At 42.3% G+C, this 23,114-nt stretch carries 24 protein-coding genes; 14 read left to right on the top strand and 10 right to left on the bottom strand.

Going from position 1 to position 23,114, the window contains the following annotated elements:
* Nucleotides 1-15: 15 nt before the first annotated feature.
* Nucleotides 16-1,104: a tocopherol cyclase family protein gene (locus V7L07_RS30005; RefSeq protein WP_335062925.1), complete on the bottom strand. Its 1,089-nt coding sequence runs from the start codon at nucleotides 1,102-1,104 to the stop codon at nucleotides 16-18.
* A gap of 25 nt (nucleotides 1,105-1,129) precedes the next feature.
* Here V7L07_RS30005 and V7L07_RS30000 point away from each other — a divergent pair, with 25 nt between their 5' ends.
* Nucleotides 1,130-1,741: a J domain-containing protein gene (locus tag V7L07_RS30000; RefSeq protein WP_335062923.1), complete on the top strand. Its 612-nt coding sequence runs from the start codon at nucleotides 1,130-1,132 to the stop codon at nucleotides 1,739-1,741.
* A gap of 78 nt (nucleotides 1,742-1,819) precedes the next feature.
* Complete coding sequence (locus tag V7L07_RS29995) at nucleotides 1,820-3,322, top strand: DnaJ domain-containing protein (protein WP_335062921.1); 1,503 nt, start codon at nucleotides 1,820-1,822, stop codon at nucleotides 3,320-3,322.
* A gap of 7 nt (nucleotides 3,323-3,329) precedes the next feature.
* Here V7L07_RS29995 and V7L07_RS29990 read toward each other — a convergent pair whose 3' ends face one another.
* The 3 genes from V7L07_RS29990 to V7L07_RS29980 form a co-directional block, all read right to left on the bottom strand.
* Nucleotides 3,330-3,953 (bottom strand): J domain-containing protein, encoded by a 624-nt coding sequence (locus tag V7L07_RS29990; RefSeq protein WP_334708850.1) that lies wholly within the window; start codon nucleotides 3,951-3,953, stop codon nucleotides 3,330-3,332.
* Nucleotides 3,954-4,180: 227 nt separating this feature from the next.
* Nucleotides 4,181-4,792 carry an ATP-dependent Clp protease proteolytic subunit gene (locus V7L07_RS29985; RefSeq protein WP_334696314.1) on the bottom strand — a complete coding sequence of 204 codons (612 nt, stop codon included), beginning with the start codon at nucleotides 4,790-4,792 and terminating at the stop codon, nucleotides 4,181-4,183.
* Nucleotides 4,793-4,901: 109 nt separating this feature from the next.
* On the bottom strand, nucleotides 4,902-5,564 hold the full coding sequence (locus V7L07_RS29980) for an ATP-dependent Clp protease proteolytic subunit (protein ID WP_292732139.1): 663 nt from the start codon (nucleotides 5,562-5,564) through the stop codon (nucleotides 4,902-4,904).
* Nucleotides 5,565-5,802: 238 nt separating this feature from the next.
* On the opposite strand from V7L07_RS29980, the gene V7L07_RS29975 reads away from it, so the two are divergent.
* From V7L07_RS29975 to V7L07_RS29960, 4 genes are all read left to right on the top strand, one after another.
* The gene (locus V7L07_RS29975; RefSeq protein WP_335062918.1) at nucleotides 5,803-7,059 is read left to right on the top strand and encodes a vWA domain-containing protein; all 1,257 of its coding nucleotides are present in this window, start codon (nucleotides 5,803-5,805) and stop codon (nucleotides 7,057-7,059) included.
* The gene (locus V7L07_RS29970) at nucleotides 7,056-8,336 is read left to right on the top strand and encodes a vWA domain-containing protein (protein ID WP_335062917.1); all 1,281 of its coding nucleotides are present in this window, start codon (nucleotides 7,056-7,058) and stop codon (nucleotides 8,334-8,336) included. The genes V7L07_RS29975 and V7L07_RS29970 overlap by 4 nt, the downstream gene beginning before the upstream one ends.
* Before the next feature lie 224 nt (nucleotides 8,337-8,560).
* Nucleotides 8,561-8,698 carry a hypothetical protein gene (locus tag V7L07_RS29965; protein WP_334764441.1) on the top strand — a complete coding sequence of 46 codons (138 nt, stop codon included), beginning with the start codon at nucleotides 8,561-8,563 and terminating at the stop codon, nucleotides 8,696-8,698.
* A gap of 639 nt (nucleotides 8,699-9,337) precedes the next feature.
* Nucleotides 9,338-10,795, top strand: coding sequence for a mCpol domain-containing protein (locus V7L07_RS29960; protein WP_335062915.1), 1,458 nt, complete (start codon nucleotides 9,338-9,340; stop codon nucleotides 10,793-10,795).
* 137 nt (nucleotides 10,796-10,932) lie between these two features.
* On the opposite strand, the gene V7L07_RS29955 is transcribed toward V7L07_RS29960, so the two are convergent.
* From V7L07_RS29955 to V7L07_RS29945, 3 genes are all read right to left on the bottom strand, one after another.
* Complete coding sequence (locus tag V7L07_RS29955) at nucleotides 10,933-11,142, bottom strand: hypothetical protein (protein ID WP_335062986.1); 210 nt, start codon at nucleotides 11,140-11,142, stop codon at nucleotides 10,933-10,935.
* 93 nt (nucleotides 11,143-11,235) lie between these two features.
* Nucleotides 11,236-11,877 carry a type I restriction endonuclease subunit R gene (locus tag V7L07_RS29950; RefSeq protein WP_335062913.1) on the bottom strand — a complete coding sequence of 214 codons (642 nt, stop codon included), beginning with the start codon at nucleotides 11,875-11,877 and terminating at the stop codon, nucleotides 11,236-11,238.
* 211 nt (nucleotides 11,878-12,088) lie between these two features.
* Nucleotides 12,089-12,310 (bottom strand): DUF433 domain-containing protein, encoded by a 222-nt coding sequence (locus V7L07_RS29945; protein ID WP_335062911.1) that lies wholly within the window; start codon nucleotides 12,308-12,310, stop codon nucleotides 12,089-12,091.
* Between the two features lie 160 nt (nucleotides 12,311-12,470).
* Here V7L07_RS29945 and V7L07_RS29940 point away from each other — a divergent pair, with 160 nt between their 5' ends.
* The 4 genes from V7L07_RS29940 to V7L07_RS29925 all read left to right on the top strand — a co-directional run bounded on the left by V7L07_RS29940 (nucleotide 12,471) and on the right by V7L07_RS29925 (nucleotide 14,057).
* Nucleotides 12,471-12,731 (top strand): hypothetical protein, encoded by a 261-nt coding sequence (locus tag V7L07_RS29940; RefSeq protein ID WP_335062910.1) that lies wholly within the window; start codon nucleotides 12,471-12,473, stop codon nucleotides 12,729-12,731.
* 86 nt (nucleotides 12,732-12,817) lie between these two features.
* Complete coding sequence (locus V7L07_RS29935) at nucleotides 12,818-13,126, top strand: nuclease (RefSeq protein ID WP_335062908.1); 309 nt, start codon at nucleotides 12,818-12,820, stop codon at nucleotides 13,124-13,126.
* Between the two features lie 74 nt (nucleotides 13,127-13,200).
* Nucleotides 13,201-13,587 (top strand): SMU1112c/YaeR family gloxylase I-like metalloprotein, encoded by a 387-nt coding sequence (gloA2, locus tag V7L07_RS29930; protein ID WP_335062907.1) that lies wholly within the window; start codon nucleotides 13,201-13,203, stop codon nucleotides 13,585-13,587.
* A gap of 50 nt (nucleotides 13,588-13,637) precedes the next feature.
* The gene (locus V7L07_RS29925) at nucleotides 13,638-14,057 is read left to right on the top strand and encodes a GNAT family N-acetyltransferase (protein ID WP_335062905.1); all 420 of its coding nucleotides are present in this window, start codon (nucleotides 13,638-13,640) and stop codon (nucleotides 14,055-14,057) included.
* A 239-nt stretch (nucleotides 14,058-14,296) separates the two neighbouring features.
* Here V7L07_RS29925 and rpsU read toward each other — a convergent pair whose 3' ends face one another.
* From rpsU to V7L07_RS29910, 3 genes are all read right to left on the bottom strand, one after another.
* Complete coding sequence (gene rpsU / locus V7L07_RS29920; RefSeq protein ID WP_094333031.1) at nucleotides 14,297-14,488, bottom strand: 30S ribosomal protein S21; 192 nt, start codon at nucleotides 14,486-14,488, stop codon at nucleotides 14,297-14,299.
* A gap of 9 nt (nucleotides 14,489-14,497) precedes the next feature.
* A complete protein-coding gene (locus V7L07_RS29915; protein ID WP_335062903.1) occupies nucleotides 14,498-14,647 on the bottom strand; it encodes a hypothetical protein in 150 nt (49 codons plus the stop codon).
* 334 nt (nucleotides 14,648-14,981) lie between these two features.
* A complete protein-coding gene (locus V7L07_RS29910; protein ID WP_179064326.1) occupies nucleotides 14,982-15,305 on the bottom strand; it encodes an RNA recognition motif domain-containing protein in 324 nt (107 codons plus the stop codon).
* 390 nt (nucleotides 15,306-15,695) lie between these two features.
* Here V7L07_RS29910 and V7L07_RS29905 point away from each other — a divergent pair, with 390 nt between their 5' ends.
* The 4 genes from V7L07_RS29905 to V7L07_RS29890 all read left to right on the top strand — a co-directional run bounded on the left by V7L07_RS29905 (nucleotide 15,696) and on the right by V7L07_RS29890 (nucleotide 23,112).
* Nucleotides 15,696-17,090: a TldD/PmbA family protein gene (locus V7L07_RS29905; RefSeq protein ID WP_335062901.1), complete on the top strand. Its 1,395-nt coding sequence runs from the start codon at nucleotides 15,696-15,698 to the stop codon at nucleotides 17,088-17,090.
* A 159-nt stretch (nucleotides 17,091-17,249) separates the two neighbouring features.
* Complete coding sequence (locus tag V7L07_RS29900) at nucleotides 17,250-18,020, top strand: lipoate--protein ligase family protein (protein WP_335062899.1); 771 nt, start codon at nucleotides 17,250-17,252, stop codon at nucleotides 18,018-18,020.
* Between the two features lie 183 nt (nucleotides 18,021-18,203).
* Nucleotides 18,204-19,721: a restriction endonuclease-related protein gene (locus V7L07_RS29895; RefSeq protein WP_335062897.1), complete on the top strand. Its 1,518-nt coding sequence runs from the start codon at nucleotides 18,204-18,206 to the stop codon at nucleotides 19,719-19,721.
* Nucleotides 19,705-23,112: a hypothetical protein gene (locus V7L07_RS29890; RefSeq protein ID WP_335062895.1), complete on the top strand. Its 3,408-nt coding sequence runs from the start codon at nucleotides 19,705-19,707 to the stop codon at nucleotides 23,110-23,112. The genes V7L07_RS29895 and V7L07_RS29890 overlap by 17 nt, the downstream gene beginning before the upstream one ends.
* The last annotated feature ends 2 nt before the right edge of the window (nucleotides 23,113-23,114 follow it).

Here is a 23,114-nt window from a genome sequence, read left to right as displayed (position 1 = left end):
ATTGTAGCAGTAGTTTTAGCGAGATTGCCAACAATTATCCCAAGAGCCGCCGCCTACTTCTAAACCACCCAGAAAACTTTCTGCTTTGAGAATTATTTTAGATTTTCTCCCATTTAGTTCTCGTAATTCTAAATTTAGTTTTCCTTGCATGGTGTCTCGGCAACAGTATTTTAAACCTTCTGCTGTGGGGGCACGTAAAGGTTTACCAGGCAGATGGGTAGTTCCTGTCAATTCAATTTCGTAGTTGGAGTTACTAGCTTTCATTTGCCATCTACCCCAAGGCTGAATTTCCCAATCTACTTGGGAATTCCAGGGAACGAATTCATAAAACTTGCCTTGATAGTGCAAGCCAATCATCGCTACAGATTCCATCCACCACAAGACACCCCGCCGTCCACCGCCAGCAGTTAAGGCTAAATCGGGTTCGCCTGCAAAGCAATTGCAATTTATCCAAAACCATTTTTGCGGAAAAGCACCACCCCAATTTTTCTCGCCGTAGGCTGGGGCGTTTGTGAATTCGTAAATTTTACCATTCCAGTCAATTTTTCCGCTGGCTAAACCGTGAGCCATCAAAATTTGCCATCCTGGTTCAAAAATCTGCAAGAATGACAGCCAGCCTGCGGTTGATTGCTGAATGCTATTTTGATTGCCCCAACCGTATACTGGTTGAATTTCATACTGCCAACGGCAATAATTATTAGTGGCGCGATCGCGAATTATTCCCTGATTCAAGGTGGCAGTAGCTTGATAGCCTTCTTGAACATGATGCTCAAACTGTCCTGGTAGCAGGTATAGGGGAGAAACTTGTAAATCTGTTTTACCCCAATGACCTAAACCCAGGACATTCCGACTACCCCAAAATTTCTTCACATCAGGGAAAGTACGACATAAATATTCATCATTCGGGCCAAGAATTTGGGCTGCACCGCCACTGTGAGGTTTACCGCCGATGGGGTCTTCAATGGAGTACATAAAGGCGAATGTTTGTCCAATTTCCGGTAGCGTAACGCGGTAATACCAGCCTTCAAAGAAGCGGCGACTAGTGTCATCCCAGTGATAACCAGAATGGGGGGTTTGGAGAGAATTTAGGGGAATAGTTAACATAGATATAGTTGCCGATTTTTTCAGTATGCGCGATTGCTTCGATATCAATGATGCTTATGAAATTCTTGGGCTAGAACCCGGTGCTTCTCAAGCACAGGTGAAGCGAACTTACCGTAAACTGGTAAAAATTTGGCATCCCGATCGCTTTGTTGACCAAAAGCAAAAGCAGGAAGCTGAAGAAAAAATTAAATCAATCAATGCAGCTTACAACAAGCTCAAATCGGAAAGTCCATCTGAGCCTCCCCTTCCTGAAAATCCTTCTTCATCTTCGCCTAAAAATCCCCCAAAAATATCTGTCAATCGTTGGGATGCAGAAACTTTCTATACTTTAGGGGTAGAGAATGCTACTAGAGGAAGATATGAAGATGCGATCGCAGATTTTACCCATGCAATTCGTCTCAATCCTCACTATGTTGAAGCATATAAGTATCGGGGGCTAGTTTGTTCTCAACTAGGATACGAATACAGAGCCGCTTCAGATTTAAATAAAGCTGCACAAATAGAAGAACAGTTAAGAAATCCGGGTGCTGCGCGTGTATCGCGATCGCCTAGATATGTATCAAAACCTAGACCTTTGCTAGAAAGATTTTGTCAGAGGATAAAAAGTTTACTGCGGCTAAATCGGCGTTGGAGATAGCAGCACTATACCTGGAGTTAATTAATACTTATACCTGGGAATACTAAGTAGAGTTAGATTTGCTGCTGATTTCCTAGTATGAGCGATCGCTTTGACATCAATCATGTTTACAATATCCTGGGGTTGAAACCAGGTGCATCTGTTGATGAGGTTAAGCAAGCTTACCGCCAGATGGCTAAGACTTGGCATCCAGATTGTTTTATTGAACCGCAGCAAAAGCTAGAAGCGGAAGAAAAAATCAAAGAAATCAATCAAGCTTATGCAAAGTTAAAGTCTTATCAGCCAGATGACACAAATAAATCTGCTTCCACTTTTACCAAAATTGATTTAACTCCATCCAATGCTGAAAGTTTCTACAAACTGGGCATGGAGAAAGCTCAAAGAGGAAAATATACTGAAGCAATAGAATACTTTACCCAAGCGATTCGTCTTAACCCCAACTACTTTGAAGCTTATAAATACCGAGGTCTTGCTTGCTCGAAACTAGGATATGAAAATAGAGCCGAGTCAGATTTTAAAAATTCTATACAACTGGAACTGAAACAGAAAAAAGCAGCATCTAAACCTACATCACCACCGCCAAAACCAGCGACGCCACCACCACCACCCAAACCTACATCGCCACCGCCAAAGCCACCAACACCTGAAACTATATCGCCACCACAAACGTCACCTGAATCACAACCTCAACCTTCACCGTGGAAATGTGTACATACCCTGACTCATCTAAACTGGGTTTTTACAACTGCAATCAGTCCAGATGGGCAAATTTTGGCTAGCGGAAGTAGTGATAATACTATCAAGATTTGGCATCTCGACACAGATAAATTACTACATACTCTCACAAATCATAGAAAATGGGTAAGATGCCTAGCCTACAGCCCAGATAGCCAAACTTTGGTTAGTGGCAGTGATGATAGTAGTATGATGATTTGGCAAGTGTCTACAGGTAAATTACTCAACACACTCAAAGTACATTCAACCCCAGTTTTTTCTGTAATCATTAGTCCAGATGGTCAGACTGTCCTGAGTGGTGGTAGAGATACTATTATCAAGGTTTCCCATATAAAAATGGGACAATTACTGCAAGTCCTCAAGGGGCATTCTTACTTGGTTCATTCCCTTGCCATTTGCCCAAAGCAGCAGATTTTAATCAGTGGTAGTGCAGACAATAGCATTAAGGTTTGGAATTTGAAGAGTAGGAAACTGGTGCAAACTTTGAACGGGCATTCAGGTTGGGTGACTTGTGTCGCCATTAGTCCTGATGGACAAATTTTAGCTAGTAGCAGTTATGACCAGACTATCAAGTTATGGAACATCAATACAGGTAAGCTAATTAACACATTTGCCGGACATCGTAGCCATGTTTGTGCGATCGCTTTTAGCTCAGATGGTCAGCATCTTGCTAGTGGTAGTGCAGATCATACTGTCAAGTTGTGGCATCTTAGCACTGGACAAGAACTTTACACTTTGAATAACCATTCAGATTGGGTTAACTCTATCGCCTTCAGTCCCGATGGCAAAACTCTTGTTAGTGGTAGTCGAGATATGACAATTAAACTTTGGCGATGCGATATTTAATGACAAATTAAAAAATTTGTTCTAAACGTTGAAAATCGCGCTGGACTTCATACCAGAGACTTTTATTATGGGGGTCTGTCTTCAGAGCTTTTTTGAGATAAATTCTGGCTTTAAGTAGTTGTTTTTCAGAAATTAACGCCCGTCCCCAAATTTGATAAGCGATCGCTAGCCATTGGCGAACTTCTGCATCTGTTGACAATCGATCTGCTAAAGCTTCCGCCAGGGCGATCGCTTGGGGAAATCGTCTTTCTTGCAAAAATCGCTGCAATTGCTCATAAGTCTTCCACTTCAGGCGTTCTTCTATTTCCAACAGATTCGGCGGCTTTGGTTTTCCTGATTCTTGGCTTGTCACCGTTGTTACTGGTGTTTTCTGCCGTTGCGTTGCCTTGGCATCATCACGCCCAGATGTTGACACCTGACTTGAATGTGCAGCAGTCTCCTCTGGCAGTACTACTGTCAGCAGGAGTTTGTAAGCCTCTGTTAAGGCAATAAATTTATCTTTGGCTTTGTTGTCATCTGGGTTGATATCGGGATGATATTGCTGCGCCAGTCGTCGATAAGACGCTTTAATGTCAGCAAAAGAAGCTCCTGATCTTAAACCCAATAAACGGTAGCAATCTCCAAGATCCATCTTGAGCTATGAGCTATCGAATATCCACCTAGAGGCTATCAGCTATCAGCTTTATGCCTGAACTATCAATAATAAGGGCTAATTTGCTTTTTTAAAGTTCAATGTTGACAGTTTGTTTAAAGAAGGGAGTGGGGACTAGGGACTGGGGATTGGGGATTGGGATTTAGAATTCTTTCCCTACTCCTCCTACTCCTCCTGCTTCCTCATCTCCCTCATCTCCCTATTCCCTACTCCCCAGTTATTACCGAGGTTCGTTCTTCAATCACACGGTCGATTAAACCGTATTCTTTTGCTTCTTCGGCAGACATAAAAAAGTCACGATCCATATCTTTTTCAATTTTTGCTATGGTCTGACCTGTTTTATCGGCATAGATACCATTAAGCTGGTGACGAATTCGTAGAATCTCTCTAGCTTCAATTTCGATATCGGTTGCTTGTCCACGGGTACCACCTGAAGGCTGGTGAATCATAATCCGTGAGTGAGGCAATGCTAGCCGTTTGCCTTTGGTACCAGCTGCCAGCAGGAAAGACCCCATTGAAGCAGCTAAACCTACACAAATAGTTACTACATCTGATTTGATATGTTGCATGGTGTCAAAAATCGCCATGCCAGATGTAACCATCCCACCGGGGGAATTGATGTATAAATAAATATCTTTACCTGGATCGTCTGAATCCAGATACAGCATTACAGCAATAATTTGATTGGCGATTTCATCATCAATATCTCGCCCCAAGAAAATAATCCGTTCCCGGTAAAGGCGATCGTAGATGCTAATCCAATCTGTATATTGTCCACCGGGCATCCGGTAAGGAACTTTAGGAACGCCTATAGGCATAACTTACTTACTCCGTTTTTAATAATTTGGGGCGGCAAGAGAGTTAGAAATAACTCATAACTCCTATACAGACGCGATTAATCGCGTCTCTACTCAGCACTCAGCACTGCTAAAGAACACTGGCAGGAAGTGGGGGATTTGCGAGTTCTTCTTTTTCAAAAACTCGGTCAATTAGTCCGTATTCCTTCGCTTCATAAGGTGTTAGATACAACAGCCGATCCATGTCTTTAGTAATTTTTTCTGGAGCCTGTCCAGTGGTGCGATGTAAGATATCAACTAACGCCCCTTTATTTACCAAAACTTCTCTGGCGCGAATTTGAATATCCGTTGCTTGACCTTGGGCGTAGCTCTTGGGCTGATGCAGGATAATTGAGGAGTGAGGCAAACTAGCGCGGCAACCTTTTGTACCAGCACTGAGTAACATTGCTGCCATACCCATCGCCGAACCGACGCAGATGGTGTGGATAGGAGGCTTGATATATTTCATGGTGTCATAAATGGCGAAGGCTTCGGTTTCAAAGCCAATAGGTTCGCCACTGTAACCCGAAGTACCGGTGGAGTTGATATAGATTTTAATCGGTTTGTCGGGGTCGTCGGATTGCAAAAACAGCAATTCGGCCACGATTAATTCGGTGACAGCAGGCACCAGTGGCATCCCAATATAGACAATTCGCTCCTTCAATAAAAGGGAAGGTAAATCTGGCGGCGGTGTCCGGTAAAAGTTATCGCCGTAATATGGGGCTTGAACAGCCTTAATTGGGGAAATGTCCATAGCAACTGATCGCCTGAAACTATGCCGTTAACTGTAATACATCCTAGCGCGATGCACGCCTCCCTCAAGGTGCGGATTTCTCCCTAATACTCAAGGCGGCTTCGCATCTGCCAATGCTTGGCTTCTAAGATATTCTGATTATATTAGTGTATTTGTGTTAGATAGGTTTTCCGTAGAGTTAAAGTAGTGCTTTGAAGTTATTTTTTAATATGTATATCCTGAATAGGGACTTTGAGTTATGAAGGTTAGCTTGCAGCCTGCCTTGAATGATGGTAATTTGGACGCGAATCAACTGAACAGTCAGCGTCAGTTAGGAGTTTCAATTTCGGCGATCGCAGAGACTCAAGATCGCCATGTGCCCCTGAATTTATGCTTAATTCTCGATCATAGTGGTTCGATGAACGGGCGATCGCTAGAAACGGTCAAAAAAGCAGCGAATCGTCTGGTAGATAGACTCAATCCTGGCGATCGCCTTAGTGTTGTAGTTTTCGATCACCGTGCCAAAGTCTTAGTACCCAGTCAACTGATCGAAGATCCAGAGAAAATCAAACAGCAAATTGATCGCCTAGCTGCCGATGGTGGAACTGCGATTGATGAAGGACTGCGCTTGGGGATTGAGGAGTTGGCGAAGGGCAAAAAAGATACTGTTTCCCAAGCTTTCCTCTTAACCGATGGCGAAAATGAACACGGTGATAACAATCGCTGTTTAAAATTTGCTCAATTGGCTGCTAGCTATAATTTGACTTTGAACACTTTGGGATTTGGTGACAATTGGAACCAAGATGTTTTAGAAAAAATTGCTGATGCTGGTTTAGGTACTTTATCTTATATTCAAAAACCTGAACAGGCAGTGGAAGAGTTTAATCGCCTGTTCAGCCGTATTCAAACGGTAGGATTGACTAACGCTTATCTGTTATTCTCTCTAATGCCCAATGTCCGGCTAGCGGAACTCAAACCAGTTGCTCAAGTTTCCCCAGACACAATTGAGTTACCACTGCAACAAGAAGCTGATGGACGTTTCGCTGTGCGGTTGGGAGATTTAATGAAAGATGCAGAACGGGTAATCTTAGCTAATATTTATTTGGGACAATTGCCAACAGGTGAACAAGCGATCGCTAATGTGCAAGTCCGCTACGATGACCCAGCCGCCAACAAAGTAGGTTTAGTAACACCAAATATCCCAGTTTATGCCCATGTAGTCAAAAATTACCAAGCAGACCTGAATCCCCAGGTGCAGCATTCTATTTTAGCATTAGCGAAGTATCGCCAAACCCAGCTAGCCGAGACGAAATTACAACAGGGCGATCGCTCTGGGGCGGCGACGATGTTACAAACGGCTGCGAAAACTGCCTTGCAAATGGGAGATACTGGGGCGGCGACGGTGTTGCAAACTTCTGCCACCCAACTGCAATCTGGTGGAGATTTATCTGAAAGCGATCGCAAGAAAACCAGAATTGTCTCCAAAACAATTTTGCAAGATACCCCTCCCCAATGAAAGTTAAATTGCTCTCGGCGTTAAATGACAATAATGTTGATGTGGCTCAAACAAGTAGCCAACGTCAACTAGCAATTACAATTTTTGCGATCGCTGGTGAGTCCGATCAAAATCTCCCCCTTAATCTCTGCTTGATTTTGGATAGAAGTGGTTCCATGCATGGACACCCAATTAAAACGGTGATTCAGGCGGTGGAAGGATTAATCGATCGCTTAAAAGTAGGTGATCGCATCTCAGTTGTGGCTTTTTCCGGCACTGCGGAAGTCATTATCCCCAACCAAGCGATCGAAGACCCCGAAAGCATCAAATCTCAAATAAAAAGCAAACTGACTGCTAGCGGCGGCACTGCGATCGCTGAGGGTTTAGAACTGGGAATTACAGAACTGATGAAAGGCACAAGAGGCGCTGTTTCCCAGGCGTTTCTGCTGACGGATGGGCATGGTGAAAGCGGTTTGCGAATTTGGAAGTGGGATATTGGGCGAGATGACAATAAGCGCTGTCTTAAACTGGCGCAAAAGGCTGCCAAGTTGAACCTAACTATCAACACTTTCGGATTTGGCAATAGCTGGAATCAAGATTTGCTAGAAAAAATTGCCGATGTCGGTGGTGGCACTTTAGCTCATATTGAACATCCTGAACAAGCTGTAGAGCAATTTAGCCGACTGTTTGGACGAATTCAGTCAATTGGGCTAACTAATGCCTACTTGTTGTTATCTTTAGTTCCCAATGTCCGGCTAGCAGAATTAAAACCTATTGCCCAAGTTGCCCCGGACACAATCGAGTTACCAGTGGAACCCGAAGCTGATGGTAGCTTTGCTGTGCGTTTAGGAGATTTGATGCAGGATGTAGAACGGGTAGTTTTGGCAAACATTTATCTGGGACAATTTCCAGAAGGGAAACAAGCGATCGCTCATCTACAAATTCGTTATGATGACCCGTTGGTTAACGAAGAAGGCTTACTTTCGCCCTTGATGCCAGTGTATGCAGATGTAGTGCGGGCGTATCAACCGACATCTAATTCCCAGGTACAGAAGTCTATTTTAGCATTAGCAAAGTATCGTCAAACCCAATTAGCTGAGGCGAAATTGCAACAAGGCGATCGCACTGGTGCAGCCACGATGTTGCAAACGGCTGCTAAAACTGCTTTACAAATTGGAGATAAAGGTGCAGCGACAGTGTTGCAAACTTCCGCCACCCGCTTGCAAGCTGGAGAAGAACTTTCGGAAGCAGACCTCAAGAAAACTAGGATTGTATCAAAGACTGTTTTACAGGAATAGTAACTTTTTTGAATTCGCACAAGTAGGACGATGCAAAAATTAAGCAGAATTAATTAACTACAAATAAACGATACACCAAAATAAATGCGTGAATTACTTAAATAAACAAGCCAATTTAGTAAGTCAAACCTCTGATGAAACTTAACAGCACTGCTTTTGGTTGCCCTTCTTGGACTAAGGCGATCGCTTCTCGCTTAGAGGATGTTTGAAAAGTCATCTAACGTATGTTTGACTACTCTAGCTATCGAGAAGTTGAACGAGAGAATGAGGGTTGTGGAACTTGCGATCGCTTCTCTGAGTTGCATTTAAGGCTCAAGCTGACACTTTTCAAACAACCTCTTAGAGTTGGCTTGTTGGATTAGCTGAGAAAGCTCTTGGTTGTCGCGTATATTTGCTTCTAGCATATAATTTGCTGTTTTGAAGTCAGTTATAATTCTATGTTACGCGATCGCCTATTTCCTTGTTCTTAAGTTATCAGCAAAACCTCTAGCAGTTACATAATTGAAGCGATCGCCTAAAAATCACGACTCATAATAATAGCGATCGCAATACATTACTCCCCTGCGATCGCCGATCTTGTGGGGTTTGTTAATGCGATGTAACGCACCCAAACTTTACTTAATGCTAATTATTTGTGCGTTAATCTCCGCTAGGACACTCTACAAGGTTGTATTTTGCCAAATAAAGCTCTATTCAGGGATGTTACCGTGCAAAAACTTTGTTATTACACTTATTGGTTTCTTTATTTGACAATTTATGTAATATTCATCTTGTATAAGTATGGCTCTTCGGTAGTTGTTATGCTATTATTTCAATTAAAAACCGGATTTTTCCTTTAAAATTAAGGCTTGCAGACACTTGTATCCTAAATTTCATAACCAAGCATAAAATGTTAAGGATAATGACTGTAATTTCTTATTTAGCAAGCTTAAAAATCTTCTACATTCTCTATTTAGTTGAGTTATTTTATTAACAAGTACTTCATAAGTAATTAAATAAATATGACAACCCTGCTCATTCTCGGCAACACTAATCAGTTTACATTTGCAAACTCTGTAATCGCAGCTAACGCTAAGGCTGAGGAAATATTTGAGCAGGGTCTAACAAATATATTTGTTGTCCATTCAAGAGAATCCTATGCCAAACTAAAGAGTAATGAAAATTGGGTAGATCATGCAGAGGGAAATGGTGTAAGCCGAGAATTATTTGTCGATAAAATTGTTGAGATCACAGCAGAAGATGACTCGATTAAAAGATTCGTTGATTATATTGAGTTTATTTTAAAGGGTATTCCAAATGGATCAAACCTTATTGTTGACATCACAAATGGAACTTCATTGCAGAAAAACTTACTCTCAATAGCTTCTTATATTCTTGACGTAAAAAATCAATACACGATCGATGTTGCCAAGTTGTTTGCACTAACTGAAGAAAGAGGCTTTCTGCCAACTGATATTTTGCTATCCTGCTATACTCCAGTCCCTGATAGCACTAGACTTGATAGCATAGCCTATCTAAATCTGTCAGAAATGGTACGCTACAGGAAAATTATAGAATCTCATACTAATAAGTATGTAGCAATAGATTCAAGTTCCTCTGATAGAGAGTTTTTCAAGGATAACTTGGGTCATTCTATTCAGTTAAAGTTACAAGGAGATCAAAGCAAAGATAATGCTATATATCGAATAGCCGCTTCGTCAATTTCAGCAAGTGTGGAGGATCTAATTCGCCTTCTGGTGAGCAAATTTATCTTGGCTGATACTCCTGATGGAGTAGATCGCAAAACTTTTGGACAAAAGCTCAAAATTATTCAAGCCAAAATTGAAAAAGATGCGCCGTCTGACTTTGATATAGAGTTTTTTAGCAAGTTCAATGATTTTATTTTGTACTTGAGAAATAGTTCCACGCATAAAGGTAAGCTTTTAACTGACTTGGAGAAGTTCAAGGCGGAGCTTTCTGTCAAAATGGCTTTTCCTTTTATTGAATTTTATACGGATATTGTGCATCCTTTGTTATCAAGTGGTGAGCTTTCTAGAGAACCGATGCATATAAAAAAGTTAACGTATGCTGATATAGCACCAGGAGACACCTTATATTATGGATTGGATGGAGACGATACAGGAAAGATATTAGAAGAACTTTTTCTTTCCTGTAGCGATGAATCTAGCTTTCGGAAATTGAGTAAAGATGTAGCGAATGCAATTTCAAAAATCTCTAAATTTGTTACTGATAAGCTTGGTAAGAATGCAGTTGTATTTGAGGCAGGTGACGATCTTCTGTTCAAGGGAAATCTTCAAGAAGATATGCTTTTGGAAATGCAAGCTATGTATTCACAATTAACACCTGGACTAACGTGTTCAATTGGCTATGGGCGATCATTTCAAGAGGTATATTTGGCATTAAAGCTCGCAAAGACCCAGCCAGGTAAAAATGCTATTGTTGGAATTGAGCTTTCCTGAGCTTGTTGCAGTACAACAACGCCCATGCACGCCGATCGCCGAAAAATGATCGGTTATAAATCAAAGCTTACCTGCGGCGGATGGTTAGACTGTGAAATCACAGAACTGTGAATCTTGAGGCTAAAATCAACCAATTCTCATCCTTCTTTCTGGCTTTCCAGAATTTCCTTCGCATTTAAAAGTTCCTGATGTTGCTCTTTACTGACCGTAGGATACTTGAGGTTCAGTTCCTGTAGCTGAGTGTAAATGATACCCGCCACAACCAGACGAGTAAACCATTTGCGATCGCAATCATTACTCCCCTGAGTAGCCGATCTTGTAGGGTTTGTTAATGCAATGTAACGCACCAAATTGATTGTTATTCACCGTAATTATCTGATTTTTAGGTTTTTTATTAATGCGATCGCCTAAAAATCATGACTCACAGGAATAGCGATCGCCTAACTCCTCAAATCGCCAATATAAGCCCCAATTTGTTTAAGTCCCTGCAAAACTTGGATACGTTCTGATGTATTTTCAAGTAACCGATAAGTATTGGATCTAGTATATTGAGGGACATTTTGGTGGCGATCGCATTTCAAAAACAATACTTCTCTTCCGTTTGTAACCATTGCATAACAACTTGACTGTAAGTTGGGAGCGCTCAACAAATAAGTAAGTGCTTGGGGAATTCCCGCCGTAACGTCTAGTCTTGCAGGCTTTGACTCGATTACCAAAATCCAAAAACTATCTTGAATCACCAAAATATCAATCCTGCCTTGAACTGCAATAGCATTAGCTTCGTCTGCAACTTCGATATTGGTACTTACTTCTGCTTTTACCAAAAAAGGAAACTGATAGAAACCTGCTAAATCTAGCAATGGTGATATAACTACAAGCTTAACAATTTCTTCGAGAGGTGGTTCTTCTTGACTGAGATAGTTATAGTTTCGAGTGAGGCGATCTAGTCCTTGTAGTTCCGCTTCGGTTAGAGTCGGCGCATTATTTAACCATTCATCAAAAAAGCGATCGCTAGAGTCGAGTCTCAAGCCAAAAGTTTGACGGAGAGCGCCAAGGGTAAGGCTACTAGCATTTGTAATCACGGTTAAATTCTTGTAGTAATTACATGAAGTTTAAAAGTCTAGACATTTGATCTAGGCTCCAATACATAATATACGATATATATAAGAGCAAAAGAGCGATCACCTAAAAATCACGATTCACAGGAATAGCGATCGCCTTTAAAAGATAGATTGTTGATGCGATCGCATACCGCAAAGCCTTTAGCAGATAGATAATTGAGGCGATCGCCTATCACGACTCACAGGAATAGCGATCGCTCAAGTAGGACGATGCAAAAATTAAGGCTTGCTGAATATCTTCATCTTCTAATTCGGGAAACTCCTGAAGCAATTCTTCACTATTAGGGTAGGTAGCTAATAACTCAATCACCCGACGAACGGTAAGCCGAAGATTACGAATAGAGGGTTGTCCATTCATGCGATTGAGATTGCTGGTAATGCGATCTAATTTCATGGAAGTAACTCTAGCTCCTTGCGAAAATCATCGTCAATGTATATTGTTTCATGCCAAGTTGATAAAAGACGATTCTACTCCAAGCAAAATTTTATAGCAGAGAACAGGAAATAAGGTTTCTGCCACTAAAATAGAAAAATCATTCACGAGCGTTGTAATTATGGGTAATGAAGTTGAACTACTTGAACACTGGCGAGAACTCACACCCCAAAAGCAACAAAAAGTTTTGGAGTTTGTTGAACTACTTAAATCGGAGTCAGAAACAACACCCCCCGAATCTGATTTTGTGCCACAAACACCCTTAGCCAAAAAATTATGGTCGATCCAACAACGAGCGATCGCTGCTGGATTGCAACTTCTCAACGAAGACGAAATTGAACTTGAACTTGCTGCACGTCGCGGTGGATTCCGTGAGTCTTAAGAAAACTTACATAGACTCTGGTGTACTGATCAGCGCTTTCTGTGGCATTCAGTCAATCAGCATCAGAGCGAATCAAATTCTTAACGATGAAAATCTGGAGTTTGCCTCAAGTAGCAACGTTTCAGTTAGAAGTCTTGCCTAAAGCAACTTTTAATAAGCAACAAGACGAAGCAGAATTTTACGAAACATTTTTTAGTGCTGTCATCCACTGGCCAACTGACTTAGAGCAAATTTTACAGAATGCTGATCAAATTGCTTGTACTTACGGTTTAGCTGCGATGGATGCACTTCATGTGGCTGCTGCTGTGCAGATTAAAGCTGATCAACTGATCACCACTGAAAAGCCAACCAAACCAATGCACCGAGTAACGGAAATCCAGATTATTTCAATATAAAGCTTATTAAATATAAAGTTTTAAGAAAGCTATAAGCCTTTTTAATTGCCACGCCAATAGCTTGAGAATTACACATGAAAACCACTGGCATTCATCATGTAGCTATTATTTGCTCTGACTATAATCGCTCCAAAAAATTCTATGTTGAAATTTTAGGATTTTCGATTATTCAAGAGACTTTTCGCGCCGAGAGAAATTCTTATAAACTAGATTTACGAGTTGGAGAAAATGCTCAAATAGAGTTATTTTCTTTCCCAAATCCTCCGCAAAGATTTAGTAGTCCAGAGGCTTGTGGTTTAAGACATCTTGCTTTTAAAGTTGATGATATCGAGGAAACTGTTTTTTACTTACACTCGCAAGGTGTAGAAACAGAGAATATCAGAGTTGATGAAATTACAGGTAAGAAATTTACTTTCTTTAAAGACCCTGATAATTTGCCATTAGAGATTTATGAAAATTAGGCTTCAATATGTTAGTCAGAGGATATAGACTGTCTGATACCAAGGCAATCATGAAACTGTTTTATGATACAATTCATGAAATCAATATTTGCGATTACACTCAAGAACAAGTCAATACTTGGGCACCCGAAAATATGGATTATGAAGTTTGGCACAAAAGATTACAAGCCAAGCTTCCCTATATTGCTGACAATAATGGTGAGATAGTTGGATTTGCAGAATTAGAACCAGATGGTCACATTGATTGTTTTTATTGCCATAGCAAATACCAAAGAAAGGGTATTGGCTCAAAACTCTTAATTCATATAGAAGATACTGCAAAATTAGAAGGAATTAAACGGCTATATACAGAAGCGAGTATTACTGCGAAGCCATTTTTTGAAAACAAAGGATTTAGCGTAGTCAGGGAACAGCAAGTAGAACTGCGGGGAGTTTGGTTTCAAAACTATGTAATGGAAAAATACCTGTGAATTTGAGCTAGCTCAACAGCGGAGCATCTCTTGTGCGTCAACACTTGCCTGAGCAGCTCGATGTTGGTTAAACAAAGCTAAAAACATCTCGGTTTCTTTGCTGCACTCTATCGTTGGGACTTTTCAATTTACCGGAATGGAAAATTCGTGACGAATGGGTTCCAGCGATCGCCTTTTCGACAGCTAAGAATCTAATGAGAAAGTGCGTTAGCGTAGCGTATCTATCGCTAACGATCAAATCAATTACGACGGAAATTTCTTTTGCGTTGTTTGTGCCTTGCGACTTCTTTGCGCTTGTGTTTTTCCAAAGGCGTTTCAAAGTGACGATGCTTTCTCATGTCTGGAAAAATACCTGCTTTGGAAACTTCCCTCTTAAATCGACGCAAGGCTGACTCAATTCCTTCATTTTCACCCACAAATACTTGTGTCATTTTCATCTCCTACTTAATTGGTACTGGGCATAATAAGAAAGGCAGGAGGCCTTGAAAGTGCTGAGTGCTGTTAGCGGTAGCGGGGCGTTTAGCCCGTGCTGAGTAAAAATACCAGTCCCCAGTTATTCTTTCATTCAAGGCTTTTGAAACTTGTTTCATAGGGACTGCCTCCATTGGTGTCAACTTAAGCTGGAAATAGCTTATCTGTTGGCTTCCATGCCCGCCAGGGAATAAATTCCCGGGCTTTTAGCTAAAGTCTACTGAAGTAGACTGGAGATTTTTGGTGATATTTAGTCATCTTCAGATGACTTTAGCTATGAGACGGGAATTTCAATTCCCGGCGGACAAGCGGTTTCACGTTAAGTTGACACTAATGGACTGCCTTCTGCCTCCTCCACGCCATCAAATAGACCAGAGTGCAAAAAGGGCAGATAATGATTCTGCCCTTAAGACGTTAAAACTTAATTTTTGATCTTAAAGCGATCTTTAAAGTTTAGTAGCGACTATTTCTGTTGTATCCACCGCCACCACCACTGTTGCCGCGGTTTCCACCACCAAAAGAACCACCTCTATCTTCCTTGGGTTTAGCCTTATTCACTTTAAGGTCACGTCCCATCCACTCAGCACCATCAAGAGCATCAATGGCAGCTGTTTCTTCTGCTTCTGTGCCCATCTCTACGAAAGCAAAGCCGCGTGGACGACCTGTTTCACGGTCAGTAGGTAACTGAACCCGTTTTACAGTACCATGTTCGGCAAAAACAGAATTGAGGTCTTCTTGTGTGACCTCGTAGGATAGATTACCTACATAAATTGACATGCGTTATCTCCAAAATCATAGGTGTGTAGAGATTTAGATTTCGGAGACAAGCTTGTTAAGACCAAAAGGGAAAAGCCTGTCAATACTAAAAACAAACACTGCAACCGAATTTTATTCTCACATGATTACCTTAGCACATCATTCAGTTCTTACCCACCGTAACTAAAGATTGGGGATTGGGTACTGGGGACTGGGGATTTGGGATTTGGGGGCTGGGTACGGGGTCTGAAGAGTTACAGGTGTAGAGGAGGAAAGGGTTCAGAGAAGAGGAATTTTCACTCTGCGTCCCTAGTCCCTAGTCCCCATTCCCCAATCCCTCATAATATTAATTAGCAGAAATTCCCCAAATAATTGCAAAATAAATGCAGTTCGTCATGTGACTACCTGGAAATGCCGACTACACTTGCTGACGCTCAAAATTTACTTTCTGACCTCATCGCCCGCTACAGTGGGCGTGTAGATTATCTAATGATTCGCCTTGAAGAAGCAGAAGGGACTGATATCTTGTTGCGTGGCGACAAGGTAGAAACTCTCAGTGAAGGCATCTCCATTGGTGGTCATATTCGCGCTTGTTATAAAGGCGGATGGGGGTTAAGCTGCTTTAACCAACTGGCGACAATCAAAGATCGTATTGAAGAAGCGATCGCAGCTGCGCGGATGGTTGGTGATGAAGAAACTTTACTTGCGCCCATTGACCCGGTGCAAGCAGTGTGCATTCTCCCCCTAAAAGGTTCAGATCCCCGAAATATCCCACTTTCACAGAAAAAACAGTTGTGCGATCGCTATGCCCAATTGCTCAAAAGTGTTGATCGGCGGATTACAACTACTTCGGTACGTTACGGTGACAGCGCCCAAAAAGTGATCATTGCTACCTCTGAAGGTACTTTGATCGAGCAATCTTGGGTGGATATGGAAATGCGCTTTGCCGCCACCGCCAGAAATGGCGAAACTGTCCAAACTGGACGAGAAACTACTGGCTCTCGCAAAGCTTACGAAGATTTAACTGATTTGGATGAACAGGTAAAAGGTGCTGCTCAAAGAGCGATCGCTGCTTTATCTCTGCCATCAGTAAAAGGCAATACTTACACTGTAGTCATTGACCCAATTCTCACGGGTTTATTCGTCCACGAAGCCTTCGGACATCTTTCTGAGGCTGATATGGCTTACGAAAACCCCGATCTGCTGGAAGTTATGACCATTGGACGGCGGTTTGGCCCAGAAGAACTTCAAATTTTTGATGGCGCGGCTCCAGAGGGACATCGCGGTAGCTATTTTTATGACGATGAGGGTACACCTGCTACTACTACTCAACTAATTAAAGATGGGGTTTTAGTTGGACGTTTACATTCTCGTGAAACTGCTGGCAAATTGGAGGAAGCGCCTACGGGTAACGCTCGTTGTCTCAACTATCACTTTACTCCCATTGTGCGGATGACAAATACCTGGATTGAAAGGGGTAAAACACCAGTTGCAGATTTATTTACTGATATCAAAGAAGGAGTGTATGCCCGTAATTGGTTAGGTGGGATGACCAATGGAGAAATGTTCACCTTTAGCGCTGGGGAAGCATGGATGATTCGGAACGGCAAAATTGCTGAACCAGTGCGGGATGTAACGCTTTCGGGAAATGTATTCCAAACATTAGCGGATATTGAGGCTCTTGGTGATGATTTCTACTGGGATGAATCCGGCGGTTGTGGTAAAGGAGGACAAAACGGCTTGTCAGTAGGTTGTGGTGGCCCTAGTCTCCGAATTCGAGATGTAGTGGTTGGTGGGGAAACGTGAACTATGTGCCGTGATAAGTAGGTGGGCGTAAATAATTATCGTTGGAAAAAGGCAGGGGGCAGGGAGCAGGGGGAGAAAGGGTTTGATCCGGAGCTAACGGAAACGCCTTCGGCTCCGCTCCTGAATTCTTCTTCAATATCTTTCCAGAGTCCGAAACAGATGAAACAACTAGCAACCGAATCACCATCCACCTGGCGTTTCATCCCAATGCTTCAGACATCAGGAGCAGTGCAAATGGCGATCGATGCTTGGTTGTTCAACCAATATGAAAAGGGGCAGCATCCGCCTACTCTGCGTTTTTATACCTGGTGTCCATACACTCTCTCTTTGGGACATCTGCAAAAACAATGGCCTACCCAGTGGCATAATCTGATTTACCAAGGACAGGCACTCGATCTAGTTCGTCGTCCAACAGGAGGTAGAGCTGTTCTCCACCAAGGAGACTTAAGCTACACCCTAATTACCTCAGCTAGTACTGGAAAAAGCTGGGGTACTTATGAAAAAATTTGTAACTTTTTAATCCAAGGCTGGCAAAGCTTGGGTAGTGAGTTAAATTATGGTTCTGCTGGACGAGGTTACATTCATAATCCCAGTTGTTTCAATACAGCAACCGCAGCTGACTTAGTTACTGCCGATGGAAGTAAATTTATTGGTAGCGCCCAACGCAAGGGGAAAAATACCATTCTTCAACACGGCTCGATGATTTTGTCTACAGACAAAGGTTTATTTGAGGAAATCTTTGAACAACCTGCACCGTGGAATACCTCGCTTTGTAACACGCAGGAAGAGGATGGCTGGATTGTCAAGATTGTGGATACGTTGACAGAGACGGCAAAACAGTACTTTGGTATAGAACTAGTTACCCAACCATTCACTGATCTCGAATGGCAAGATATCCTCAAATTGCGATCGCTTTATGAAGTGCGTTAGCGTATCTCACCGTAAGTATCACCTGTTCCAAAACTTTAGATTATCTAGGAAATACGTAGAAAGCCAAAGTTTTTTGTAAGTTAAATCGCTATACAGCGTAGTTTTGCAGCCCGAATAAAAGGTTGACATTTTCATTTACATCATTTAGTGTAAACTAATTAAAATGTAAATTAAATTGTAGCCATGTACTTTGAGGACGTGCGTGAGTGGGAGGGAACTGCGGAGGCGCTGACAAAGGAGCTAAAACGCCAGATTAAACACCTTGAACTGTCTATAGAATCACCTGCCCTCCGTACTGTTCGGTCGTGGAGAGCAAAACAACTTTTATCACAACCCAAAGGGCAAGAATTTGGATTTCGTCAGGTTTTGGAGGGTTTGGCAACTGCTCTCCTATTGAAGAAGGGTTGGACACTTGCGGCGATCGCTCAAGTTTTACCTTCCTTTGGTGAAGATGTTTTAGAGAGGCAAATTATCGCAGAGGCTCAAGGACACGATCCAACATGGCTACCTGCAATTTCAGCAACTTCTTTGCCTTTACCTACAGGACATCGCCCAGCGAGGGATCTGGCTGAAGATGCTGTGGTGTTACTTGCTCAGGGAATTCTTCGCCAATATGACCGGGTTCTCCCAGGTCGAGAAATTGTGCGCCAAGAGGATAGTATGCTGCCACCAGAACTCTATCAAGCAATGTGCAAATTGGGTCGTCTATATATTGAAGAAGGATTAAGCGATCGCGCTGCTTGTGTGCATACTGTTTTAGATAACGCTCGATACCCTCTTGGTGGCGATCGCTGGCAGTTAGGAGTTTTTAACCAATCAGACTTTCGCTTTTCTAGCGTCACCTTAATCGATCCAGATTTACGAGTACCTACCTCAGACTGTGCAGAGATTGCCAACCTGAGCGGGGCTTTTGGCGAAGACAATGTAATTGAGCATCGCTTATATACTCAGTTATGCGAAGCAACTGAACGATTGGGCGGCCGTCGCCAGCACAAAGCTTACACCGCGCTACGGGAGTTATTTGGCAGGTACTCTCTGATAGGAGAACGGCAACTATTAGATTACTTGGTTGAAAATGACTTGACCCCTTTACAGCGAATGATCATTGAAAATTTCTTCAACTTAGTGCCAGATATCTGGCTAGTTGATGGACTAGCACATCGCTGCGCCAACTGTGGCACACTGATGCGATCGCATCCCAACAAAAAACTTTTTTCACAAGGGCGTTGTCCGATTCGCCAGTGCATTGGCCACAACTCGCCAAAAGTATCTGAAAAACTAGATCCCAAAGACATTTTACGAATTGCCGAGCCACGAATTCTTACCTACTGGACAGGCCCAGCAATTGACGAATTAGCCATTTTTGATACAGCCCGACAAAATAAGCTCAATGCTGAACTTTACCCGGAGTCGGATTTATGCGATGTGGCAATTAACGAACGAGCAATTGGAATTGATGCCAAATCTTACACAAGTCCCGTGACTCTGGCTTTGCGTCTCAATCGTAGTATTGGCGGGCTGATTCACTATCGCCGCCGCATTCTTGCGGTGAGCGATCGCTTAATCGAGGACAACCCAAGCTACATTTCTACCCTCATTTCAACACTAGATAAAAAGGGTGATCCTGCCAGTTTAGAAATTATGTCGGTTTCCTCTGTAATTGATTTTTTAAAGAAGATGCCTTATGCGAACCAAACCTAATTTCTGGAAAGGTGCAGACCGAATTTGCTGGTATTGCGTCTTAATGAAGGAGTTTATTAATACTGATTCACTGGAATACGCGCCACTAGTGATGTCAGGTATGGCAAGCATTTTAAATGCACCTGCATTAGAGCCTGCCCGTCAAGCCCTTTTCAATATGCGGCAGATGTCGCTAACTTTTGTTACACAGCAGTCAGTTAAACACGCTATTGCTCTCTATAACAATCATCATTACTGCAACCACACTAAAGGGACGTATGAGATTGATATTGAAACACTTCACTTTAAAAGAACAGACCCTTTAGAAGATTCTTTAATTACACAAGCGCGTCAAATTCTTAGTACCCCTCTGCCATACGATTCCTATGGTTTTACATTTGCCGATCCTCGTCAGCAGATGGCGGTTGCTTTAGGTGAAGAGTCAACAGCAGCAAGGATGCCGATCGCTCCGATTACCGCCCCGATTGCTGCACGTCGTACACATTCTCTCAACCGCCAACCAAGAGGAAAAATTCGCATTCCCCTAAGTGAACTGCGCGATCTGGCTATTGAGATGGACGAGCGTGAAAAGCAAGATCCTGAGCGACGATCTGGTAGTTGGGCAGATCGTTTTGAACGCTTTGACCTCATGGTATCGGAGGCTGGAAAAGGTCTGCGGAAAGAAGATGATGTGTTGGAATTAGAAGACATCAAGCACTTAATTGGTTTACCAGGGTCAGGTAAAACAACCATTCTCGTATTGATAGCTATCTGGCTGGGACTAAATGACTATAAAGCTATGTTTGTCTTTCCCTCCATTGAAGTTGCTAGGCAGTACATGGCTGAACTCGCATTTCATCAAGTTAAGGTGGGAATGCTGGTAGGACAAAGTGATGAAACTCGCCGTCGCCATGCAGATAATATTGCTGAGGCTATAGCAACACGAGGTAATGGTGGCTTTGCTCATACCTTAGAACAGGCAGAAGTTTTTGGTATGAACTGCGTCCTACCAGCCTTTTCAACTGCCGATATGTCCCTGTGGGGTTTTGGTTACGCACCTTGCAACGAGATATTGCAAGGTGGGGGGAAACAAGGAAAGATGAAGAAATGCTTGTGTCCCTTATGGACAATGTGCGGTCGAAACAAAGCACCGCGAGATTTGTTGGATGCTAATATTTGGGTTGGTCATGTGCGATCGCTTGATACTCAAATATCACCTCACGCGATTCAAGAACAAGTACGATATTTTGAATTAATTGCCCGTACCTTCGACGTAGTTGTTTTCGACGAAGGCGATATGGTGCAATCAGTGTTAGATGGTTATGGGGCAGCAACCTTAAGTATTTCAGGCTCAGAGCGATCCATTCATCGGGTAATTCTAGAACAAATCCATAACCGCTTTGCTCGTGGCGAGAACTATCGATTATTCGATCGGGATGTAGAACTTTACAGTCGTGACTTGTCAGAATTTGGCAACCATAATACTTCCTTAATTACCACCCTTCAGAATATGTCTAAGTCGCGGGTGGGAGAACGCTACGAAAATCAATTGCTGACTGTATTACGGATTGTTAGCGAACTATTGAATACTTTAAAAAAATCCTCACAGCAGAATGACCTTGATGAACAAGAAGCCAAACTAGGCTTTAGTAAAAGTCGGGCGCTGACTGAATTTTGGGAAGCGGCAGCATATAACGCCTTCTACGATCGCACAGGCGTTGAGAACCCTCAAGACTTTAAAGCAGATTTGTGGCCTCGGATTTTAGGCTATAACAGTGAAACCCTTGAAAAGCAATGGAAAACTCTCATTAATCATTTTCGCCGTTACCTAGCTGAAAATCTGATTAAGCGACGTGATGCGATCGTAGAAGAAATTGCCGAATTATTTCTCAAGCTGTGTTTTCCAGATCATTCACCAACAATAGAAGCAGAAGATTTGGCTAAATTACTGATAACTGTTACTTTCGTAATTGTGGGCTACCAGCGAATTGTACCAGGAACTAGAACGATGGTTGCAGAGGGATTCATTCGTGAAACCATTGGAGAGTCAACTGCATCACCAGAATTGCGAAAATTTATTCCAGAAAGCATTTTAGGTTCATTTTCTGGAGTGCAATACAGTTTTTCCAAAGCACAAACAACACGTACAGCCGCCAAAAATGTGCAATTGTCCTACATTACATTTGTTGGTGCGCCTCGAATGTTAATGCACCGCTTTCATCGGTTGTTAGACGCAGATGATGGACATCAAAGCCCAGCCGTTTTAATTACTTCAGCAACTTCATTTTTAGAAGCTAGTCCCGCCTACCACATTAACGCTGGCCCGCATTATTTACTAAAACCGCGTCAGTCAGAAAATAAAGCAGAGCAGAGCGTTTATCGTTTCAAATGGTTTCCAGATAGTGAACGTGGTGATGAACCCCTAAAATATAGCGGTGCTGGCGACCTTCAAAAGCGTAATCTTCTGCGGATGGTGAATGCTCTTGTAGGAGGAAGTAAACCTGAAATTTACAAGTCTATGGATAGATTTGATGTCAAGTCTGGTATTCGTCGCAAAGCTGCTTTAGTTGTCAATAGTTATGAACAGGCTCGCACAATCAAAAAGTATATCAATGACTATCATCCTGAAGTTGGGCGGCATACAAAGGCAATTGTTCAATCCCTCAGAGATGGAGAACAATCGACGGATTTTATCACCTCTGCTCAGTGTGAGGCATTAGGAGACGATGAAAACTGTGATATTTTAATTTTTCCCATGTTGGCAATTGGTCGAGGTGTAAACATCGTTTTCACCAAAGGAGACAGAAAACTAGATGCGGCAATTGGCTCGATTTACTTCCTGACTCGTCCCCATCCTACCAAAGATGATATGCGGCTGTTGTACAGCTTGGCAGGACGGGCAACACAAGAATTTGATAGTCGAGTTTTTAGTGAAATAGAAGATTTAAATGCGATCGCAACTTCTTGGCAGCAATCAAGAAAAGACCTTTGGCGAACTGCCAATAGATTATTACGCGAACCCTTAATGGCTAGCCGTTTAGGCCCTGAACTATTCAAATCGTTTACAGCTAATCAAATGGTGGCTATTTTGCAAACAATTGGGCGCGGGATGCGGAATGGATGCCCAGTGTCAGTTTACTTTGTGGATGCAGCTTGGGCTAAAAATTCAGCAGAAGATAAACCCGACTCTGGGCGAGATAGTATGCTGGTTCAGATGCGAATCATTTTAGAAGAATGTGTCAACCACCCCGATCCTGTAATTCGGGAAATTTATCAAGAACTTTACGGCGCATTTCTAACACCTTTACAGCGCATTAAAGGAGTAAAATACCCTGATGAATTAGCTAATTCACAAGATTTTACGGATGAAGAAGACGGTTTCAATGGTTTTTCAACACTATTGGAGATGTAAAA

Origin of the sequence: Nostoc sp., assembly GCF_036916985.1 — a bacterium.
In the GTDB taxonomy this organism is placed as follows: domain Bacteria; phylum Cyanobacteriota; class Cyanobacteriia; order Cyanobacteriales; family Nostocaceae; genus Nostoc.
Note: the sequence above shows the minus strand (reverse complement) of the source record. Positions and strands in the feature narration are given on the sequence as shown.

Bases quoted from the DNA above. Each gene is read 5' to 3' on its own strand.
- V7L07_RS29945 (WP_335062911.1), bottom strand. From the start codon at position 12,310: ATGAAATTAGATCGCATTACCAGCAATCTCAATCGCATGAATGGACAA.
- V7L07_RS29890 (WP_335062895.1), top strand. From the start codon at position 19,705: ATGCGAACCAAACCTAATTTCTGGAAAGGTGCAGACCGAATTTGCTGG.
- V7L07_RS29990 (WP_334708850.1), bottom strand. From the start codon at position 3,953: ATGGATCTTGGAGATTGCTACCGTTTATTGGGTTTAAGATCAGGAGCT.
- V7L07_RS30000 (WP_335062923.1), top strand. From the start codon at position 1,130: ATGCGCGATTGCTTCGATATCAATGATGCTTATGAAATTCTTGGGCTA.
- V7L07_RS30005 (WP_335062925.1), bottom strand. From the start codon at position 1,104: ATGTTAACTATTCCCCTAAATTCTCTCCAAACCCCCCATTCTGGTTAT.
- V7L07_RS29965 (WP_334764441.1), top strand. From the start codon at position 8,561: ATGTTTGACTACTCTAGCTATCGAGAAGTTGAACGAGAGAATGAGGGT.
- V7L07_RS29915 (WP_335062903.1), bottom strand. From the start codon at position 14,647: ATGAAACAAGTTTCAAAAGCCTTGAATGAAAGAATAACTGGGGACTGG.
- V7L07_RS29925 (WP_335062905.1), top strand. From the start codon at position 13,638: ATGAAACTGTTTTATGATACAATTCATGAAATCAATATTTGCGATTAC.
- V7L07_RS29985 (WP_334696314.1), bottom strand. From the start codon at position 4,792: ATGCCTATAGGCGTTCCTAAAGTTCCTTACCGGATGCCCGGTGGACAA.
- V7L07_RS29970 (WP_335062917.1), top strand. From the start codon at position 7,056: ATGAAAGTTAAATTGCTCTCGGCGTTAAATGACAATAATGTTGATGTG.
- V7L07_RS29995 (WP_335062921.1), top strand. From the start codon at position 1,820: ATGAGCGATCGCTTTGACATCAATCATGTTTACAATATCCTGGGGTTG.
- V7L07_RS29940 (WP_335062910.1), top strand. From the start codon at position 12,471: ATGGGTAATGAAGTTGAACTACTTGAACACTGGCGAGAACTCACACCC.
- rpsU (WP_094333031.1), bottom strand. From the start codon at position 14,488: ATGACACAAGTATTTGTGGGTGAAAATGAAGGAATTGAGTCAGCCTTG.
- gloA2 (WP_335062907.1), top strand. From the start codon at position 13,201: ATGAAAACCACTGGCATTCATCATGTAGCTATTATTTGCTCTGACTAT.
- V7L07_RS29980 (WP_292732139.1), bottom strand. From the start codon at position 5,564: ATGGACATTTCCCCAATTAAGGCTGTTCAAGCCCCATATTACGGCGAT.
- V7L07_RS29935 (WP_335062908.1), top strand. From the start codon at position 12,818: ATGAAAATCTGGAGTTTGCCTCAAGTAGCAACGTTTCAGTTAGAAGTC.
- V7L07_RS29905 (WP_335062901.1), top strand. From the start codon at position 15,696: ATGCCGACTACACTTGCTGACGCTCAAAATTTACTTTCTGACCTCATC.
- V7L07_RS29910 (WP_179064326.1), bottom strand. From the start codon at position 15,305: ATGTCAATTTATGTAGGTAATCTATCCTACGAGGTCACACAAGAAGAC.
- V7L07_RS29975 (WP_335062918.1), top strand. From the start codon at position 5,803: ATGAAGGTTAGCTTGCAGCCTGCCTTGAATGATGGTAATTTGGACGCG.
- V7L07_RS29900 (WP_335062899.1), top strand. From the start codon at position 17,250: ATGAAACAACTAGCAACCGAATCACCATCCACCTGGCGTTTCATCCCA.
- V7L07_RS29960 (WP_335062915.1), top strand. From the start codon at position 9,338: ATGACAACCCTGCTCATTCTCGGCAACACTAATCAGTTTACATTTGCA.
- V7L07_RS29895 (WP_335062897.1), top strand. From the start codon at position 18,204: ATGTACTTTGAGGACGTGCGTGAGTGGGAGGGAACTGCGGAGGCGCTG.